Source organism: Carboxydocella sp. JDF658, from assembly GCF_002049395.1.
Taxonomy (GTDB): Bacteria; Bacillota.
In genome coordinates, this window is sequence record NZ_BDLR01000008.1 from 25007 (window position 1) to 41965 (window position 16959).

Consider the following 16959-nt stretch of genomic DNA (forward strand, 5'->3'; position numbering starts at 1 on the left):
AGAATGGATAAAAAGTTTAAGATCACTATCTATTCCAAAGAAAATTGTTGCCTATGTGACAAGGCTAAAGCCATTATCGACAGGGTGAAGCGTTACTGGGAACTGGAAGTGGAAGAAGTGGACATCACCATGGATCCGCAGCTGTTTGAGCTGTATAAGGAGAAAATTCCGGTAGTGGCCATTGATGGTGAACCGATATTTTTTGGTAAAATCAGCGAACTCTGGCTCAAGCGGGAACTGGCGAGGAGAGGAGAGTGAGAGCTTTGGAATTGAAACTGGACGAGCTGGCCGGTCTTTGTGAAGGGCTGGACTTGCCTGCCTACTGGGTGGACCGTTATGGTTTTATCCAGTGGGCTACATCTGCTGCCCTGCAGCGTTTAGGCTGGCCGCAAGGGCTCTGGCAGGGACGGCGGATCAGTGAAATGATGCCCCAGAGCCGGATTTTTGAGGTCCTGGCCGGAGGACAGTCTCTGCGCTGTCGGGAGCTGACCTATATCGGAGAAACAATCCAGATCTCCTATCAACCCTGCTGGCGGGAAGGAGAATTGCTGGGAGTCTGGGCGGTGATCGAACAACAGGAAAAAAGCTGTCTGGAACTGGAAGAAGAAGAAATAGGCGCTTCCCGACTCTTAATTCAAATGTACGAAACGCTGCTGGGTGACCTTCTATTAGGGCTGGCGGTAGTGGACAGCAATGGGGTCATCATTACCGTCAACCAGTACTGGGAAAAACTGTTCGGTGTCAATCTGGCTGAAATCCAGGGTATGCCTCTTAAAACCCTTTTTCCCGAAAGTCACATGGGTCAGGTCCTGGCTACCGGTCAGCCCCGGATCGGGGAAACCTGGACCAGGGATGATGAAGTCTATTTCCTCTCTGAATTGCCTTTACGTTGCGGTGAATTGATTATTGGCGGCCTGGTCAAACTGGTGCCGGTGGAAAATGTCGAAACCCGGGATCTGGTGGCTCGCTATCAATTGCTGGAACGGAAGCTGCTTTTTTACCAGAGTGAGCTTTCAGCTTTAAAGCATGAGGAAGACCCCTTTGTGGCCATTATTGGCGAAAATCCGCATATGGTGAAAGTTAAGAATATGGCTCGCAAAGTGGCTCGCGGTGATGCTACGGTTCTGATTCTGGGAGAAAGCGGTACCGGAAAAGAGGTTTTCGCCCAGGCTATACATCGGGCCAGTCCCAGGGCTGATCAGCCTTTTATCAGTATCAACTGTGCTGCGATTCCGGAAAATCTGCTGGAAGCTGAGTTGTTTGGTTATGAGGAAGGGGCTTTTACCGGGGCGGTAAAAGGCGGTAAGGCCGGCAAGTTTGAACTGGCTCATGGCGGAACCCTCTTTCTCGATGAAATCGGGGATATGCCGCTGGCCATGCAGGCCAAAATCCTGCGAGCCCTGCAGGAGCGCCAGATTGTCCGCGTAGGCGGACACAAGCCCATTCCTGTGGACGTTCGGCTGATAGCCGCTACCAATCGGGATCTGGTAGCCATGATGCAGGCCGGGGAATTTCGCAGCGACCTTTATTATCGCTTGTCAGTAATTACTTTACAGTTGCCGCCACTGCGGGAGCGGCGGGATGATATTCCGGCCCTGGTTAAGATGTTGATTGAGAAGTTTAACAAAAAGTATCTGACTTCAGTAGAGGGTTATGACAAGGAACTGGAACGATTTTTGCTAAGTTATAGTTGGCCGGGGAATGTGCGACAGCTGGAGAATGTGCTGGAATATGCTTTTAATATGCTGGAACCAGGGCAGAAACTGCTTACTTTGCAGGATTTGCCGGAACAGGTTACCGGGGGTGGACCGCTGGGAGAAAATGACCTGCGCCTGGAAACAGTAGTAGCGCGGGCGGAGAAAAAGGCGATTCTGCAGGCACTGCAGGCAACCAGAGGCAATCGGATGGAAGCGGCCCGGCTACTGGGGATCCAGCGTTCAGCCTTTTATCAGAAGTTGAAGAAATATGGCTTGTCCGGCAAGGAGGAGGACCATGATTAAGCGATTGATGGATGCGGCCAGACAATTGCATAAAAGTACCGGTACCGTGCCGCCACCGTCAGCGCTGGAAGATATGATGCTGGATTTGACCCGGCGGGCTTTGCATCTGGCGCGCGGTAAAGTCGAGCGCTGGGTATCCACCACCTGCGGGTATTGCTCTACAGGCTGTGGTCTCTTGCTGGGACTGGAAGGGGATACCCCGGTGGCGATCCGTGGTGATGAGGCCTGTGCAACCAACCGGGGCCAGCTCTGCATAAAAGGAGCCTATCAGTGGCGAACTCTCCGGCATCCGGAACGGGCTACCACGCCAATGGTCCGCAAAAACGGACAACTGGTGCCGGTTTCCTGGGAGGAAGCTTTGCAGGTTGTTGCCGACAAAATACGGGAAGCCATAGCGGAACAAGGGCCGGAAGGAGTAGGTATTTATGGTTCCGGTCAGCTGACTCTGGAGGAGAATTATGCCCTGACCAAACTGGCACGGGGGGTACTGAAAACACCTAATTTTGATTCCAATACCCGACTCTGTATGAGCGGGACAGTACAGGGGTTGATCAAAGTTTTTGGTGCTGATGGGCCACCGGGTTGTTATGAAGATCTGGACCTGGCGGATTGTTTGTTGATTTTCGGTTGTAATCCGGCGGAGATGCATCCACAGCTGTGGCGGCGTATGCTCAAGAACAAACTGGAACGAGGAGCCCGCTTGATAGTAGTTGATCCGCGCCGCACCATACCAGCACGAGTAGCAGATTTACATTTGCAGCTACGGCCAGGTACTAACATCTATTTGCTAAACGCTATTTTGCATGTACTGTTCCGGGATAATTTAATTAACCGGGAAGAAGTAGCCCGGCTGGCGGTCGGTCTGGAACGGGTAGAAGAAATCGTGAAAAAATATTCTCCAGCAGAAGTGGCTCCCCTTTGCGGGGTGGCGGCAGTGGATATTGAGCAGGTGGCTCGCTGGATTGCTGAAGCCAAGGCAGCTACCACTGTTTTTGTCCAGGGGGTTACTCAAAGTGCTGCCGGGGTGGAGGCTGTTTCCACCATTTGTACTCTTCATTTGCTGACCGGACATATTGGACGCCCGGGAGCGGCGCCTTTTTCCCTGACGGGGCAGGCGGCGGCCATGAGTGCCCGGGAGGTGGGAGCCAGTGGTTTCCTGCCTGGTTACCGCAACTGGCAGAATCCCCGGCATCGCCAGGAAGTGGCTGTTTACTGGGGGATTAAGCCGGAAGAATTACCCGCAGGTACCAATGATATTGGTATCATGCTGGACATGATAGCCGAGGGCAAACTGAAGGTACTGTGGAATATTGCCACTAACCCGGTGGTTTCCCTGCCTGAGCAGGCAAGGGTTCGGCCTTTGCTGGAAAAAGTATTTCTCATCGTGCAGGATATCTTTTATCCAGTAGAAACCGCGCAGTATGCTGATGTTTTCCTGCCAGCTGCTCAGTGGGGCGAGAAAACCGGTACTTATACCAACTCGGAACGGCGGGTGAACCTGGCGGAACGGGCGGTGAATCCGCCGGGAATGGCCAAAACGGATCTGGAAATCATTCAGCTGGTAGCAAAACGACTGGGAGCTGAAGAGGCTTTTGCCTGGCCGGATCCGGAAGCGGTTTTTGAGGAGTGGAAAGGACTGTCCCGCGGTCGGCCCTGTGATATGAGTGGTATTACCTATGGCTTGATCCGCCAGGAGCGGGGAGTACAATGGCCTTATCCGGCCGGGGGTGTTAGCCAGCAGCGGCTCTATACTGATGGACATTTCTGGACTGATCCGGAACAGAGCCAGAGTTACGGTGATTTTAATCAGGCTGCGGGAAAGGCCTGGCTTTTTGCTACGGATATACCAGGGGAAATTTTGCGTCCAACTGAGGAATATCCTTTCTATCTAAATACCGGCCGGATTATGGAACATTACCATAGCCGGACCAAAACCAAACGCATTCCCGAGATTCAGCAATTAGCGCCAGAACCCTTTCTGGAAATCAATCCGCTGAACGCTCAGACCCTGGGGATCAAGGAAGGAGAAAAGGTACGGATTGTTTCTCCCTGGGGGACGGCCGTTGCCCGGGCACGCTTGTGTGATACCGTTGCTCCCGGCCAGGTTTTTCTGCCCTTTCACTTCGGAGATGCCGATTACCAGCAACCAACTGCGGGCAACAACCTGATCGGCAATGTAGTTAACCCTCTCAGCCGTCAGCCATTGTTCAAACTGGGAATCTGTCGCCTGGAAAAGTGTCCTGATTAACGGACACTTTTCCGCATTTTTGGACACTTTTTATGCAAGAGGCGGTAGCCAGGTTACAACCGGTAAGTGGCATAAAATTTGCTAACTCAATATTTGCCTGGATTAATTCTATAACATAAAGTGAAGAGAAAAACTTTCTCAAAGCGAAGGAGGGAAAAAGGATGTTCCAACAACAAGGCAAAGGGATTTTGCTGGGAGCCGTGCTGATGCTGGCTTTAGTAGTTTTGTTTACCGGCGGCATGGCTTATACTGACAGCGGTGCGTTTTGCAGTAGTTGTCATGTTATGGCAGAAGCCCATAAATCCTGGCAAAACTCGTCTCACCGGGAGCTCAAATGTAATGAGTGCCACGCCCCCCATAACCTGGCGGCAAAAATCCCCTTTAAGGCAAAAAGTGGCCTCAGAGACGTCTGGGCGGTAACTTTAGGGGATGTACCTGCCCAGATTAAAGTGACACCGGAATCGAAAGCAGTTATCCAGGCTAACTGTGTTGAATGCCATCGCACTACGGTGAGCCGGACCCACGTGGAAAAACTTTCCGGCCAGGATTGTACCTTCTGTCACCGGGGTCTGCCCCACGGCAGAACGCAAAAATAGCAGAGGAGGGATACATATGTGGCAAAAGGCGAAAAAATGGTTATTAATCGGTATGTCCATTACCAGCATTTTTGCTCTGGCTGCCTGTGGTTCTAATACCAGCAGTCAGCAGGGTGGGGTTGGCTTAAGTGAGGAAGAAGCTGTAGATTCATCTTTGTGGAAGGATAAATATCCCCTGCAGTATGCCAGCTATCTGAAAAACAAAGAGGGCGGGATGACAGAATTTGGTGGATCTGATAAGGTTCCCAAGGCGGATACAGAGCCGGAAATCAAGAAGCTGTTCGCTGGCTATGGCTTTTCCAAGGATTATAATGAAGACCGGGGTCATGTTTATGCCGTTGAAGATGTAACTTCCACCAAGCGCTTAAAACCGAATACCCCGGCAACCTGTATGACCTGTAAATCCACCCAGGTGCCCCTTTTCTACAAAAAACTGGGAGAAGATGGGTTTTATAATACCTTGTTCAGCGATATTGCAAAACAGACTAAACACCCCATTGGCTGTTCTGATTGCCATGATCCCAAAACCAATGAACTGAGAGTTACCCGTCCTGCTTTCATCGAAGCGATGAAAAGAAGAGGTATTGATGTCACCAAGGCAACCCGCCAGGAAATGCGCAGCTACGTTTGTGGTCAATGTCACGTGGAATATTATTTTGATAAAGGCAAAGTTTTAACTTTCCCCTGGGATAATGGGTTTGGTGTAGATGATATTGAAAAATATTATGAAGCCAAAGGCTTTAAAGACTGGGAACATCCTGATTCCAAGGCACCCATGCTGAAGGCACAGCACCCTGAATTTGAATGGTGGATTACCGGTACCCATGGTACTGCTGGGGTAGCCTGTGCTGACTGCCATATGCCCTACATGCGGGATGCTTCCGGGGAAAAATATTCTTCCCACTGGTGGACCAGTCCCCTGAAAACTCTGGAACAGTCTTGTACCAAGTGCCATACCCAGGGCACAGACTGGCTGAAACAGAAAGTACATGATATCCAGTCCCGGACCTGGGAATTGCAAACTATTGCTTCCAAAGAAATTGCCAAGGCTCATGACCAGATCAAACTGGCTCTGGCTACTCCCGGGGCAGATCAGAATCTGATTGCCCAGGCTCAGCGCAAGGTAGTGCAGGCCCAGTGGCGCTGGGACTGGATTGCAGCGGAAAACTCCCGCGGTTTCCACAACCCCGATATGGCTCTTAACACTTTAGGTAAAGCTATCCTGATGGCCAAAGAAACCCAGGAACTGGCTCAGCAGGCGATGGCCAAAGGTCAAAAGGCACAACCAGTTAAACCGGCCCAATAAAGAAGAGTTCCCGGCAGTTAATGCCGGGAACTTTTTTGCATTGGTATGATTTTTGCATATAAAAAAGATTGAAAAGGAGGTGGCGGGAACAGGATGGAGAGAAAACGGCAACTGGCCCATTTACTTGGGGGCGGCATAGCCATGTTTGTTCTCCTTTTTTGACCAAAAACCAGGGTTTTTCACTGGCAGCCCCCTCGTTTGGTGCCTCGGCTATGCTGATTTTTGCCCTGGGAAAGGGTCAGCCGGCTGAAGGGAAAAATGCTTTCTGGGGACAAGTCCTGTCTGCCTTGGCCGGAGTGACAACAGCCAAAATCCTGGGCACTACCTGGTATGCAGTAGCGATAGCGGTTTTTCTGGCTTTTCTGGTGATGCTGGTCACCGACACCTTTCACCCTCCTGGGGGTGCTACTGCCTTCCTGGCCTGTGATACAGGCCAGGGCTGGTGGTTTGTGCTCCTGCCCGTAGCCAGCGGAATAGGTATCATGCTGCTTATCCGTTATATATTCTACCGGCTCACTGAATTAATTCCTGAATCCCGGGTTGAGGTGGAGGAAGGATAACAGGTGTCCTGAAAGATGGACAGTTTTCTTTCTGATTGCACAGTAGTGGAGCAAGCAAGGTTAGCTCATTTTCCTGAAAGGTGGTTTTTCTTAGTCCAATGGAAGTCAAATTTCTCACACAAATTGGTACTGGGAGTTCTGCTACTCAGGTTAGAGAGGTTTTATTAGCTGCTGTGAAAGCGATTGTGCAGGCAGTGGGAGAGCGGGACCGTTATACCAGACATCATTCTCAGAATGTGGCTGAATATGCCAAAATTATTGCCCGTGAGCTGGATTTGCCGTCGGAATAGGTGGGAGAGTATCTATCTTGCTGCCTTGTTTCACGATATAGGTAAAATTGGGGTTCCCGACCAGGTTTTAAATAAACCAGGCAAATTAGAGGAAAACGAACTGGTACTGATTAGAGAACATCCATTGATTGCTGGACGCATTCTGGAAAGTTTCGGCGAGTTCAGGGATATTCTCCCTGCCATTACGCAACATCATGAACACTGGGATGGGAGCGGTTATCCTTTTGGTTTAATTGGGGAAGCTATTGATTTGGGTGCCAGGATAATCGCTGTTGCTGATGCTTTTGATGCCATGACCAGTGATCGAATCTATCGTCCGGGAATGCCTCAGGCCCAGGCTATTGACATTTTGAGTAAAGGGGCAGGTCAGCAGTGGGACCCCCGGGTGGTGAACGCTTTTATTAACTGGTGGGAAAAAACCTATAATCCCCGGGGTCGGCACGACTGGCAAATGAAACATATACAGACTATTTATCAAAACTTTTTAAAGGATACGACTGGTGGAAAAGTATTACTCCTTGACGAAAAAGAGATCGAGCAATTTCTCAAACCTCTGCAGTGTTTTGCGGAGCTGCCCATCGAAAATGGTTTGCATTTAAGCTGGTCAAGGCAGTTATTCAGTGACTGGCTGGGGGAGCTGGGACTGGACCAGGTATATCAACAGACCTATCAACTGGTCTTCTCTGAGCTGGTTAGCAATATGCTCAAACACGCTGAGAAAGGGACAATCCAGTGGGGCCGAAATAGTGCCGGGGAAATTGTACTCATTGCCAATGACCAGGGCCAGGGTTTTGTGCTGGAAAAATTGCCGCAGAGCATCATGGTCAGCGGTTTTTCCACCAAAAAGTCCCTGGGCTGGGGACTTCCTTTTATACTGGAGCACTGCCGACAACTGGTGATTGCGAAAACGAAAAGCGGTACCTTTATTGCAATCAAACTTGGTTGTGAACAGATTGCAGGCATGGGCTAGACTATTTAGGTGTCCATTTTGGTGGACTGAGTTCCATTAATAAGCACAATTTTAATATGCAAAGCCGTGCTAAACCGCCTCGGGCTGGTTGGCACGGCTTTTGCTTTGTTGTTGGCCGCAAGCAACAGCGTTTACATACCTTTGTGAAGGGAGGGAACAAAGTGGAAAAAATGTGGCGTACTGCAACAAATCTGATGGTTTTTCTCACCTTACTGGCAGTTGCCACCATTGGCCTGATGGGCAAATACTGGCTAATCGGTGATAGCCGCGGAGTTTTCATCTATGGTGGCATCTTTTTTATGATTTCCGGTATTGCTCTCTATGTCTGGAAAAGTACAGTATTTCCCAATGAGGAGGTAGAATGGCGTGACTAAACAACAGGACATGTCCAGGCGCAAGTTTTTAACCCTCCTGGGGGGTATACCGCTGGCTGGTATTGTAATATCATCCACCTCAGTCTTTACCCAGTATCTGTATCCCCCTGAATCCCTGCGGACTCCACCCAAGCCAATGGAGGTGGCAGCTGAAGGGGAGTTAAAGGTAGGGGAGTTGAAGGAATTTGAATACAATGATGCTCCGGCGGTACTGGTGCAGGTGAAAGAAGGGGAATACAAGGCCTTTTATCGCAAATGCACTCACCTGGGCTGTGTAGTGATTTTTAACCAGGAGCAAAAAGTTTTTGATTGCCCCTGCCATGGCGGCAAATTTGATTTGAACGGCAATGTGTTGGCCGGGCCACCGCCGGCTCCCCTGACCCAGCTGGCAGTTAAAGTCGATGGTGGCAAGATTATCGTCAGTGAGAGGAGTGCGTAACCGATGAAAGCCTGGTTGATCGAACGTTTTGGCACCGGCTGGCTGGAAACCTGGAAGGAGATCAAGGAACATCCGGTTCCGCCTCATGCCTTGAATCCCATCTATTGTCTGGGTGGCTTAACCTTTCTCTCTTTTTTGATCCAGGCTGTGACCGGAATCATTCTAGCTCTTTATTATCGGCCCACACCGGAAGAGGCCTATGCTAGTATTCAGTTCATTATGGAGCAGGTTTCCTTTGGGGCCATGATTCGTTCTGTTCATCACTATGCGGCTAATATCATGGTTTTGCTGGTCATGTTGCATATGCTGCGGGTCTTCTATACCGGTTCCTTTAAAAAACCGCGGGAACTGAACTGGGTAGTAGGGGTATTGCTCTATCTGCTCACTCTCGCCTTCGGTTTTACCGGCTATCTGTTGCCCTGGGACCAGGTAGCTTACTGGGCTTCAGTGGTTGGCACCGAAATCATGGGTGGAGTACCGGTAATTGGTAAATACCTGATGATTTTGGCCCGTGGTGGACTGAAAGTTACTGAATTCACCCTCACCCGTTTCTATGTCGCCCATGTCATTATCCTGCCCTTGCTGGCTATCCTCCTGATGGGTTTGCACTTCCTGATGGTTAGGCTGCAGGGTATATCGGAAGAACTGTAAGGGGGATGGAAAATGGCAAATAGCAAATATAAAAAAGGCACTATTCCCTTTATACCAAACCATTTGCTGACTGAAGTTGCGGTTGCCCTCTTTTTTATCGGTATCATCCTCTTTTTATCCGGGCTTATTCCCCGGGAACTGGGCGAGCCGGCCAACAAGCTGGCTACCCCGGAACATATCAAGCCGGAATGGTATTATCTCTGGATGTTTGAAATGTTAAAACTGATCCCCTCCAAGATTTTAGGACTACTGGCTTCCGGGGCGGTATTCGTAGTTCTGGCTCTGATCCCCTGGTTGGATAAGAGCCCTTATCGCCGGCCCAGCCAGCGGCCAGTGGCTTCAGCAGTAATGGGCCTGGCAGTAGTAGCAGTCATTATCTTGACCATTATGGCCTGGTAAGAGAAAAAAGGAGGCGAGGCCCATGCTGGATAAAGCCTGGGCGCTGATTGGCGGGGCTCTCGGTTATGGCGTTTTACGCATGCTGAAAGATAAAAACGGGCTGGTGCGCCCGCCGGGAGCCCTGGAGGAAACAGCATTTCTGGCTACTTGTGTACGTTGTGGGCAATGTGCCACCGCCTGTCCCTATCAAGCGATTAAGATTGCCGGTCCAGGCAGTGGTTTTGGAGTTGGCACTCCCTATCTTGCTGTCAGGGAAAATCCCTGTCGCCTCTGTGCTAATTTTCCTTGCATCAAGGCTTGCCCAAGTGGAGCTTTAAAGCCGGTCAAGGAACGGAAAGCAGTACGCATGGGAGTAGCTCGCTTAAACCGTAAAACCTGTTTATCCTGGCAGGGGATGCGCTGTGAAATCTGCTATCGCAATTGTCCTTTTCTGGATGAAGCAATTTACCTGGATTTGCAGCCCAACAGGAAAACCGGCTATCATACCATTTTTCAAGTTTGGGTCAATGAAGAAAAATGTACCGGCTGTGGAATCTGTGAACACTCCTGTCCGGTGGAACAGGCAGCAATTGTCGTTGACCCGGAGGGGCGGTGAACAAGATGAGGAAGTGGACCTGGTTACGGCGGCTGGTACAGGTACTGGTGATCGGATTACTACTAAGTCAGTTATTTGGTTTCAAATTTTTCAGCGGTGACCTCAATGCTTCCAATCTGCTGGGTATTCCCCTGACCGACCCCCTGACAGCGTTGCAGTATCTTTTACTGGACCAGCTGGCAGAAAAAATCTTGCTGGGAGCACTGTTGATTACAGCCTTCTACTGGCTACTGGGGGGTAAGACTTTTTGTAGCTGGGTTTGTCCGGTGAATACAGCAGGGGAACTGCTGGATAAGTTGCGCCACTGGCTGGGGCTGCCGGAGCGAAAACTTGACCATGGCTTAAAATACCTGGTGCTGGGGCTGGTGTTGCTTTTAACCCCCATCCTGGGCTATCCGGCCTTTGCTCCCTTTAATCCAGTGGGTCAAACCAGTATGGCCCTGGCCTTTGGTCTGGCAGGAGCACTGGTGCCCCTGTTGCTGGTGCTTGCTTTTGAGTTACTGCTTTACCGGCGGGGCTGGTGTCGTAGTCTCTGTCCCATTGGAGCCTTTTATGCCTTGCTGGGGCGACTGAGTCCCTTCGTAGTCACCTACCGGCAGGACCAGTGTGTGAATTGCCGGGCCTGTGCCCGGGCCTGTCCCATGGGAGCTGATACTTTAAACGGCCCTCTGGTGCAGAAGGAAGCGCTGGTTACTGACTGGGACTGTACCCGTTGCGGCAGTTGTATTGATGTCTGTCCGCAACAAGCTCTGCAATATGGCTGGAAACTGAAGCGAAAGGGGAGAAAAGACCAATGAATTTATCCCGTCGGGATTTTATCAAATCTATCGCTGCTGCTACGGCAATGGCAGCTGCCGGTTGTTCAGCACAAAAGCCGGGAGAAAAGGTGGGCCTGGATAAAGGCACGGTAGAAGTGGATGAATGGCGTAAAGCCACTTGCCGCTTCTGTGGTACCGGTTGCGGCATTATGGTCGGGATCAAGGATGGCAAGGTTGTAGCTAACAAGGGAGACAAGGAGTCACCGGTTAACAAAGGGCTGAACTGCGTAAAAGGCTATTTTGTCCGCAAGATTTTGTATGCTGAAGACCGGCTGAAAAAGCCCTTGATCCGCAAAAACGGCAAGCTGGTGGAGGCCAGCTGGGAGGAGGCCCTGGATCTGGTGGCCCGGAAGTTCAAGGAAGCCATTGATCAGTACGGTCCAGACTCCGTAGGGATGCTGGCTTCCGGACAGATGTATGTCTGGGAAGGATATGCGGCAGTCAAACTGTTTAAAGCTGGTATCGGCACTAACAATATTGACCCCAATGCCCGCTTCTGCATGGCCAGCGCTGTTGCCGGTTTCATGACCACCTTTGGCAAGGATGAGCCCATGGGCTGCTATGAGGATATTGAACATGCCAATGTCTTTATCACCTGGGGCAACAATATGGCGGAAATGCATCCTGTGCTTTTCTCCCGGGTAACCGCGCGCAAGCTGGCTGACAAAAGCGTGATAATGATCGATATCGCGACCCGCCGTACCAGGACTACCGAGATTGCAGATGAATATCTGCAATTTGTTCCCGGTACTGACCTGGCGGTAATGAACGGGATCGCTAATGTAATTATCAATGAAAAACTTTATGATGAAGAATTTGTCAGCAAGCATTGTGTCTTCAAACGGGGTAAAGAAAATATCGGCTATGGTCTGGAAGACGGGGCTAAATTCAAGGATGAGCCGCAGCCCATGACCTTTGATGAGTACAAGGCTTATGTGGCCAAATATACTCCTGAGTATGTCCAGCAATTAAGCGGCGTTCCGGCAGACAAAATTCGCTGGCTGGCTCATCTCTTTGCCGACAAGAGCAAACGCATTATGTCTTTCTGGACCATGGGCTTTAACCAGCATGTACGGGGTACCTGGGCCAACAACCTGGTCTATAACCTCCACCTGCTGACCGGACAAATCTGTAAACCGGGAGCCACCCCATTCTCCCTGACCGGCCAGCCCAGTGCCTGCGGTACAGCCCGGGAAGTCGGTACTTTTGCCCATCGCCTTCCGGCCGACATGGTGGTGGAAAATCCCGAACACCGGGCCATTGCTGCGAAAATCTGGAATGTGCCAGTGGAAAAGATTCCGGCCCAGGTGGGTTTCCATGCTACGGAAATGCTGCGGGCAGTGGACTATGGCAAGATTAAGGTGCTGTGGGTGATGTGCAATAACCCCCTGGCTGCCGCTCCCAAAGCCGGTCGCTGGCGCAAGGCCTTTGAAGAAAACAAGGCGTTCCTGGTAGTATCTGATGTTTATCCCAACCAGACCACCAAATTTGCCGATGTCGTGTTGCCGGCAGCCATGTGGGTAGAGAAGGAAGGTATGTACGGCAATGCCGAGCGACGGACCCAGCATCTGGCCAAGTGTACTTTGCCTCCTGGCGAAGCCAGGGACGATCTGTGGCAAATCATCCAGATCGCCAAACGGCTGGGCTATGGTGACCTCTTCAACTATCCCGGGGTGGACAAATATGATGGCGCTCATCCGGAAGGGGAAAGCGAGTTGAAAAAAGCCCTCTGGGAAGAATATCGCCAGTTTACCATCGGCAAGGGCAAGGACCTGGCTCCTTATGAAGAGTATGTCAAGCACCGGGGCCTGCTCTGGCCGGTAGTGGACGGCAAAGAAACCAAACGGCGCTATGTGGAAGGGGAAGATCCCTATGTCAAGCCCGGGGAAGGCATTAAATTCTATGGTAACCACAAGGAAGGGGACCGGGCTGTTATCTGGGCCCGTCCTTATGAGCCCCCGGCAGAAGTGCCCGATGCCGAATATCCCTTCTGGCTCTGTACCGGCCGGGTGCTGGAGCACTGGCATACCGGTACCATGACCCGTCGGGTTCCGGAATTGAAAAAAGCGGTGCCCAATGCCTATGTGGAAATCAACCCGGCGGATGCGGAGCGGCTGGGTATAAAGAATGGCGATCTGGTCAAGTTGACAACCAGGCGCGGTTCCATTACCGCTCCCGCTATGATTGACGGGCGGGGCAAGCCGCCGAAAGGCTCTGTCTTCGTACCTTTCTTTGATGAGGAAATTCTTATTAACCTTCTAACTCTGGATGCTTTCTGTCCTATCTCCAAACAGCCTGACTATAAAAAATGTGCGGTGAAGGTGGAAAAAGCATGATCAACCGCCGGCAATTTTTCAGCTCCCTGGGTTTGAAAACTCTGGACTGGGCCAGACAAGCTCTGGTCCAGCTCCTCAGCCAGGAAGACCTGTGGTTGCGGCCTCCAGGTGCCTTACCGGAAGAAGCCTTTTTGTTAGCCTGCACCCGCTGTGGACAGTGTGTCAATGCCTGTCCCCGGGGGTGTTTGCGCCAGCTGGGGCCTGAAGCAGGGACAGCTGTGGGCACACCGATCCTGGCATTTATAGCTGGCAAGGCCTGTAATCTCTGCGGACAATGTGCAGCCAGCTGTCAAAACGGAGCCCTGGCTTCGAACCAGGTGGGAAAAACCCTGATAGCCAGGCTGGATGCGGAAAGATGTTTGGCCTGGCAGGGAGCAATGTGCCGTGTGTGTTATGAGAGTTGTCCTAAGTTGGGAAAAGCATTGATTTTAACAGATTTTCAATACCCCACGGTAATTCAGGAGGAATGTGACGGATGCGGGTGCTGTCAACTGGCCTGCATTCAGTCCGATCCGGCAATAGCCATAAGGAGGCGAGAAGATGGCCAGCAATAAATACTTGCTACCAATGATCTTTACCATACTGGTTACTATCCTGTTCGGCGCTACCTTCGCTCTCAGCTGGGAACCTTTTATCGCCGGCCCGCCGCCGGCGAAAGTAAATCCGCCCACTATCCCCCATACCCTGCAGGGACGGGAAGGGAAATGCATACTCTGTCATAAAGATGCCGCCGGGGTTAAAATCCCCCGCACTCCCCATCCCGACCGGGCGAACTGTCTCCAGTGCCATGTCCCCAATTAAATAAAGGTGGTGGACGCGATGGTGATTTCCGGATTGTACATTCAAGTTAAGGAAGAGATGATGGAAGAGGTGGCAAAGCAGCTGGCTGCTCTGCCCGGGGTAGAGGTGCATGGCTGCTTTCCGCCGGGAAAAATTATTATTGTCCTGGAAAGCAAAAATGAAGATGATGCCCATGAAATGGTAAGCCAGACTATTGTCAACATTCCCGGTGTCCTGGGGGCTTACCTGGCCTATTGTAATTTTGAAGAACTGGTGAGCTGAAAGAGGGCTCCTGCCCTCTTTCAGCTTGGAGAGGAGGTTAGAAGATGATTACCTGCAAATGCGGTTATCAGCACCATGACACAAGCAAAATCATCAACAAACGCGATTTGCATGGCCGCCTGCGCCCTGAGTGTGCTATCTGCGGGCGACGGATTATCATCCGTTCCGTTTCTCCGCGGGAGTACAAAGACTTGCTCAGCCGGAATAGAGCCAGTTAACAGGGACCCCTTGGAGCAAAGGGGTCCCTTGCTTTTGCTTCCGTTTAAGGGTAGAATGAAAACAAAACAGGGGGAAGGTGGAACAGGACGATGCAGGTTAATGGGATTATTCTGGCTGGTGGCCGCAGCAGTCGTATGGGAAGAAACAAGGCGCTCCTGCCTCTCCAGGGGAAAGTTTTTCTGGAACGCATCCGGCAGGCGATGTTGCCTGTAGTGAAAGATATTATTCTGGTCAGCAATGAACCGGAGTGTTATCCTGACTGGCAGGGCTTCCTGGTGACGGATATCATACCACGGCGAGGGCCTTTAAGTGGCATCCATGCCGGGTTGACTGTTTCAGACTGCCACTATAACCTGGTGGTGGCCTGTGATATGCCTTTTGTCAGCACGGAGCATTTGGAGCGGTTGCGCAAGGAAGCAGAGGGCTATGATGTGGTGGTGCCGCAACATGGTGATTATTTGCAGCCCCTGTTTGCTGTTTATAGTCGCAATTGTATTGCCGCCATTGAAAACTGTCTTCTGCGGGATATCCGGAAAATTATTGCCTTTTACCCCCAGGTTAGGGTCAAGTTCTTGCCGGTGGAACGCCTGGGCGACCCGGCGGAAATGGAGCAGGTCTTTTTCAATGTCAATACTCCTGCCGACTGGCAGCAGGCCCGGCAGCTGGCAGGAGAGATAGAGGAGGAAAAGCGGCATGAGTGAACGTTACTCTGTACATACTACTATCCGCTGGCAAAAACATGAACGGACAGAACTGGAGGATCCTATAATCAGGGAATCACCTCTGACCATTTACCTGAATGGCAAGGAGATGGTTTCCCTGCTCTGCACGCCCGAATATCAGGAGGATCTGGCTCTTGGCTTTCTAACGGCAGAAGGGCTGCTGGAAAACCCTGATGATCTGCTATCTGTTCGTCTGGATGAGGAACAGGGAGCAGTCTGGGTAGAAACCCTGCGCACTCCCATGATTGCAGAACAGCTTTTCCTGAAACGGTTTATCACCACCGGCTGTGGCAAGGGAACCACCTTTTACAATGTTATGGATCACAGCCTGGCCCGGCAGGAGCGTATACCCCTGCAGGTCAAGGCTGAGGATCTGGTAGAGCTGATGCGGGAAGTGCAGCAAAAATCCGAGCTTTATCGCCTGACCGGCGGTGTACACAGTGCGGCTCTCTGTCAGGGCCGGGAAATTTTGCTTTTCCGTGAAGATGTGGGCCGGCACAATGCGGCTGACAAAATTATGGGCTATTGTTTCCGCCACCGCATTCCTATGGAGGATAAAGTCCTCCTGACCAGTGGCCGCATTTCCTCGGAAATCCTGTTGAAAGCGGCCAAAATGGGAATCGGGGCCATTGTCTCCCGCTCAGCACCTACTGACCTGGCCCTGCAGCTGGCAGAAGAACTGGGTATAACGGTGATCGGATTTGTGCGCGGCAGCCGCATGAATATCTATACCAATGCAGAGCAGGTGATAGAATGAAAATACCGGTTCTGGCCTTTGTCGGTACTTCCAATTCCGGCAAAACTACATTGTTAACCAAGATAGTTTCCCTTCTCAGCCAGCAGGGTTACCGGGTGGCAGTGGTTAAGCATCATCACCATCGTCCCCAGCTGGACCAGCCTGGGAAAGATACTTACCGCTACGCCGAGGCCGGGGCTCAGGTGGTGGTCAGTGCTTCCCCGGAAATGACGGCTTTTCTGGAATACCGGCCGGAACCGCCCCTGGCAGCCATTCTGGAGAGGATAACAGATGTGGATATTATCCTGCTGGAAGGGTTTAAATGGGAACCGGTGCCCAAGGTGGAAGTTATCCGCCGGGAGATAAGACAACATCTCATCTGTCAGCCTCAGGAATTAAAAGCAGTAGTGGGAGATATCATTTTTCCTGAACTGGATATACCTCAGTTTGATATCAATGATACGGAAGGAGTGGCTCGGTGGCTGGTCGCCAGTTATCTAACCGCCAGTTAACAGTTTTGCTGGTCAGTGGAGTTATTTTGCTTGCTGCCATCTGGCTCTGGCCCTGGTTAAAAAACCTGACGGCGGCCCGTCTGGCCGCTACCGTCCTGGGTTGGGGCTGGGCGGGCAGGGTAGTAG

Annotated in this window: 22 protein-coding genes; all 22 read left to right on the plus strand. The window is 51.3% G+C overall.

The features are described from left to right. Positions 1 to 3 precede the first annotated feature (3 nt). Positions 4 to 258 (plus strand): glutaredoxin family protein, encoded by a 255-nt coding sequence (locus tag JDF658_RS02230; RefSeq protein WP_079906349.1) that lies wholly within the window; start codon positions 4 to 6, stop codon positions 256 to 258. Continuing rightward, positions 255 to 2000, plus strand: a complete 1746-nt coding sequence (locus JDF658_RS02235) for a sigma 54-interacting transcriptional regulator (protein ID WP_079906350.1) — start codon at positions 255 to 257, stop codon at positions 1998 to 2000. The genes JDF658_RS02230 and JDF658_RS02235 overlap by 4 nt, the downstream gene beginning before the upstream one ends. After that, positions 1993 to 4248 (plus strand): molybdopterin oxidoreductase family protein, encoded by a 2256-nt coding sequence (locus tag JDF658_RS02240; RefSeq protein WP_200805627.1) that lies wholly within the window; start codon positions 1993 to 1995, stop codon positions 4246 to 4248. The genes JDF658_RS02235 and JDF658_RS02240 overlap by 8 nt, the downstream gene beginning before the upstream one ends. Before the next feature lie 161 nt (positions 4249 to 4409). After that, positions 4410 to 4844: a NapC/NirT family cytochrome c gene (locus tag JDF658_RS02245; RefSeq protein ID WP_078665896.1), complete on the plus strand. Its 435-nt coding sequence runs from the start codon at positions 4410 to 4412 to the stop codon at positions 4842 to 4844. A 16-nt stretch (positions 4845 to 4860) separates the two neighbouring features. Continuing rightward, positions 4861 to 6150, plus strand: coding sequence for an ammonia-forming cytochrome c nitrite reductase subunit c552 (locus JDF658_RS02250; protein ID WP_079906351.1), 1290 nt, complete (start codon positions 4861 to 4863; stop codon positions 6148 to 6150). Between the two features lie 158 nt (positions 6151 to 6308). Further along, the gene (locus JDF658_RS02255) at positions 6309 to 6710 is read left to right on the plus strand and encodes an HPP family protein (protein WP_079906352.1); all 402 of its coding nucleotides are present in this window, start codon (positions 6309 to 6311) and stop codon (positions 6708 to 6710) included. Positions 6711 to 6808: 98 nt separating this feature from the next. Continuing rightward, positions 6809 to 7000 carry a hypothetical protein gene (locus JDF658_RS02260; protein WP_079906353.1) on the plus strand — a complete coding sequence of 64 codons (192 nt, stop codon included), beginning with the start codon at positions 6809 to 6811 and terminating at the stop codon, positions 6998 to 7000. Next, positions 6957 to 7970 (plus strand): HD domain-containing phosphohydrolase, encoded by a 1014-nt coding sequence (locus tag JDF658_RS02265; RefSeq protein ID WP_159446533.1) that lies wholly within the window; start codon positions 6957 to 6959, stop codon positions 7968 to 7970. The genes JDF658_RS02260 and JDF658_RS02265 overlap by 44 nt, the downstream gene beginning before the upstream one ends. A gap of 161 nt (positions 7971 to 8131) precedes the next feature. Beyond that, positions 8132 to 8344, plus strand: coding sequence for a hypothetical protein (locus tag JDF658_RS02270; protein WP_078665900.1), 213 nt, complete (start codon positions 8132 to 8134; stop codon positions 8342 to 8344). Next, positions 8337 to 8783, plus strand: a complete 447-nt coding sequence (locus JDF658_RS02275; RefSeq protein WP_079906355.1) for a ubiquinol-cytochrome c reductase iron-sulfur subunit — start codon at positions 8337 to 8339, stop codon at positions 8781 to 8783. Before JDF658_RS02270 ends, JDF658_RS02275 begins: the two co-directional genes overlap by 8 nt. A 3-nt stretch (positions 8784 to 8786) precedes the next feature. Beyond that, positions 8787 to 9434: a cytochrome b N-terminal domain-containing protein gene (locus tag JDF658_RS02280; RefSeq protein ID WP_079906356.1), complete on the plus strand. Its 648-nt coding sequence runs from the start codon at positions 8787 to 8789 to the stop codon at positions 9432 to 9434. A gap of 12 nt (positions 9435 to 9446) precedes the next feature. Continuing rightward, entirely contained in the window at positions 9447 to 9833 is a 387-nt protein-coding gene (locus JDF658_RS02285; RefSeq protein ID WP_078665903.1) for a cytochrome b subunit of the bc complex, read from the plus strand. A gap of 22 nt (positions 9834 to 9855) precedes the next feature. Next, entirely contained in the window at positions 9856 to 10428 is a 573-nt protein-coding gene (locus tag JDF658_RS02290; RefSeq protein WP_078665904.1) for a 4Fe-4S dicluster domain-containing protein, read from the plus strand. Positions 10429 to 10433: 5 nt separating this feature from the next. Next, entirely contained in the window at positions 10434 to 11225 is a 792-nt protein-coding gene (locus JDF658_RS02295) for a NapH/MauN family ferredoxin-type protein (protein WP_079906357.1), read from the plus strand. Further along, positions 11222 to 13582 carry a molybdopterin-dependent oxidoreductase gene (locus JDF658_RS02300; protein ID WP_079906358.1) on the plus strand — a complete coding sequence of 787 codons (2361 nt, stop codon included), beginning with the start codon at positions 11222 to 11224 and terminating at the stop codon, positions 13580 to 13582. Before JDF658_RS02295 ends, JDF658_RS02300 begins: the two co-directional genes overlap by 4 nt. Next, the gene (locus tag JDF658_RS02305) at positions 13579 to 14136 is read left to right on the plus strand and encodes a 4Fe-4S binding protein (protein WP_159446534.1); all 558 of its coding nucleotides are present in this window, start codon (positions 13579 to 13581) and stop codon (positions 14134 to 14136) included. The genes JDF658_RS02300 and JDF658_RS02305 overlap by 4 nt, the downstream gene beginning before the upstream one ends. Next, positions 14123 to 14383 carry a hypothetical protein gene (locus JDF658_RS02310; protein ID WP_078665908.1) on the plus strand — a complete coding sequence of 87 codons (261 nt, stop codon included), beginning with the start codon at positions 14123 to 14125 and terminating at the stop codon, positions 14381 to 14383. The genes JDF658_RS02305 and JDF658_RS02310 overlap by 14 nt, the downstream gene beginning before the upstream one ends. Positions 14384 to 14401: 18 nt before the next feature. Further along, complete coding sequence (locus JDF658_RS02315) at positions 14402 to 14644, plus strand: chaperone NapD (protein ID WP_078665909.1); 243 nt, start codon at positions 14402 to 14404, stop codon at positions 14642 to 14644. A gap of 44 nt (positions 14645 to 14688) precedes the next feature. Further along, positions 14689 to 14862: a hypothetical protein gene (locus JDF658_RS14340; protein WP_159071806.1), complete on the plus strand. Its 174-nt coding sequence runs from the start codon at positions 14689 to 14691 to the stop codon at positions 14860 to 14862. A 90-nt stretch (positions 14863 to 14952) separates the two neighbouring features. Beyond that, positions 14953 to 15564, plus strand: coding sequence for a molybdenum cofactor guanylyltransferase (locus JDF658_RS02320; RefSeq protein WP_079906360.1), 612 nt, complete (start codon positions 14953 to 14955; stop codon positions 15562 to 15564). Further along, on the plus strand, positions 15557 to 16342 hold the full coding sequence (gene fdhD, locus JDF658_RS02325) for a formate dehydrogenase accessory sulfurtransferase FdhD (protein WP_078665911.1): 786 nt from the start codon (positions 15557 to 15559) through the stop codon (positions 16340 to 16342). The genes JDF658_RS02320 and fdhD overlap by 8 nt, the downstream gene beginning before the upstream one ends. Next, positions 16339 to 16833 (plus strand): molybdopterin-guanine dinucleotide biosynthesis protein B, encoded by a 495-nt coding sequence (mobB, locus tag JDF658_RS02330; RefSeq protein ID WP_078665912.1) that lies wholly within the window; start codon positions 16339 to 16341, stop codon positions 16831 to 16833. The genes fdhD and mobB overlap by 4 nt, the downstream gene beginning before the upstream one ends. Positions 16834 to 16959: the final 126 nt, after the last annotated feature.

Coding starts and splice junctions, on each gene's coding strand:
- mobB (WP_078665912.1), top strand. CDS start 16,339: ATGAAAATACCGGTTCTGGCCTTTGTCGGTACTTCCAATTCCGGCAAA.
- JDF658_RS02250 (WP_079906351.1), top strand. CDS start 4,861: ATGTGGCAAAAGGCGAAAAAATGGTTATTAATCGGTATGTCCATTACC.
- JDF658_RS02315 (WP_078665909.1), top strand. CDS start 14,402: ATGGTGATTTCCGGATTGTACATTCAAGTTAAGGAAGAGATGATGGAA.
- JDF658_RS02305 (WP_159446534.1), top strand. CDS start 13,579: ATGATCAACCGCCGGCAATTTTTCAGCTCCCTGGGTTTGAAAACTCTG.
- JDF658_RS02280 (WP_079906356.1), top strand. CDS start 8,787: ATGAAAGCCTGGTTGATCGAACGTTTTGGCACCGGCTGGCTGGAAACC.
- JDF658_RS02265 (WP_159446533.1), top strand. CDS start 6,957: ATGCCAAAATTATTGCCCGTGAGCTGGATTTGCCGTCGGAATAGGTGG.
- JDF658_RS02245 (WP_078665896.1), top strand. CDS start 4,410: ATGTTCCAACAACAAGGCAAAGGGATTTTGCTGGGAGCCGTGCTGATG.
- fdhD (WP_078665911.1), top strand. CDS start 15,557: ATGAGTGAACGTTACTCTGTACATACTACTATCCGCTGGCAAAAACAT.
- JDF658_RS02300 (WP_079906358.1), top strand. CDS start 11,222: ATGAATTTATCCCGTCGGGATTTTATCAAATCTATCGCTGCTGCTACG.
- JDF658_RS02320 (WP_079906360.1), top strand. CDS start 14,953: ATGCAGGTTAATGGGATTATTCTGGCTGGTGGCCGCAGCAGTCGTATG.
- JDF658_RS02285 (WP_078665903.1), top strand. CDS start 9,447: ATGGCAAATAGCAAATATAAAAAAGGCACTATTCCCTTTATACCAAAC.
- JDF658_RS02230 (WP_079906349.1), top strand. CDS start 4: ATGGATAAAAAGTTTAAGATCACTATCTATTCCAAAGAAAATTGTTGC.
- JDF658_RS02310 (WP_078665908.1), top strand. CDS start 14,123: ATGGCCAGCAATAAATACTTGCTACCAATGATCTTTACCATACTGGTT.
- JDF658_RS02295 (WP_079906357.1), top strand. CDS start 10,434: ATGAGGAAGTGGACCTGGTTACGGCGGCTGGTACAGGTACTGGTGATC.
- JDF658_RS02240 (WP_200805627.1), top strand. CDS start 1,993: ATGATTAAGCGATTGATGGATGCGGCCAGACAATTGCATAAAAGTACC.
- JDF658_RS02260 (WP_079906353.1), top strand. CDS start 6,809: ATGGAAGTCAAATTTCTCACACAAATTGGTACTGGGAGTTCTGCTACT.
- JDF658_RS02290 (WP_078665904.1), top strand. CDS start 9,856: ATGCTGGATAAAGCCTGGGCGCTGATTGGCGGGGCTCTCGGTTATGGC.
- JDF658_RS14340 (WP_159071806.1), top strand. CDS start 14,689: ATGATTACCTGCAAATGCGGTTATCAGCACCATGACACAAGCAAAATC.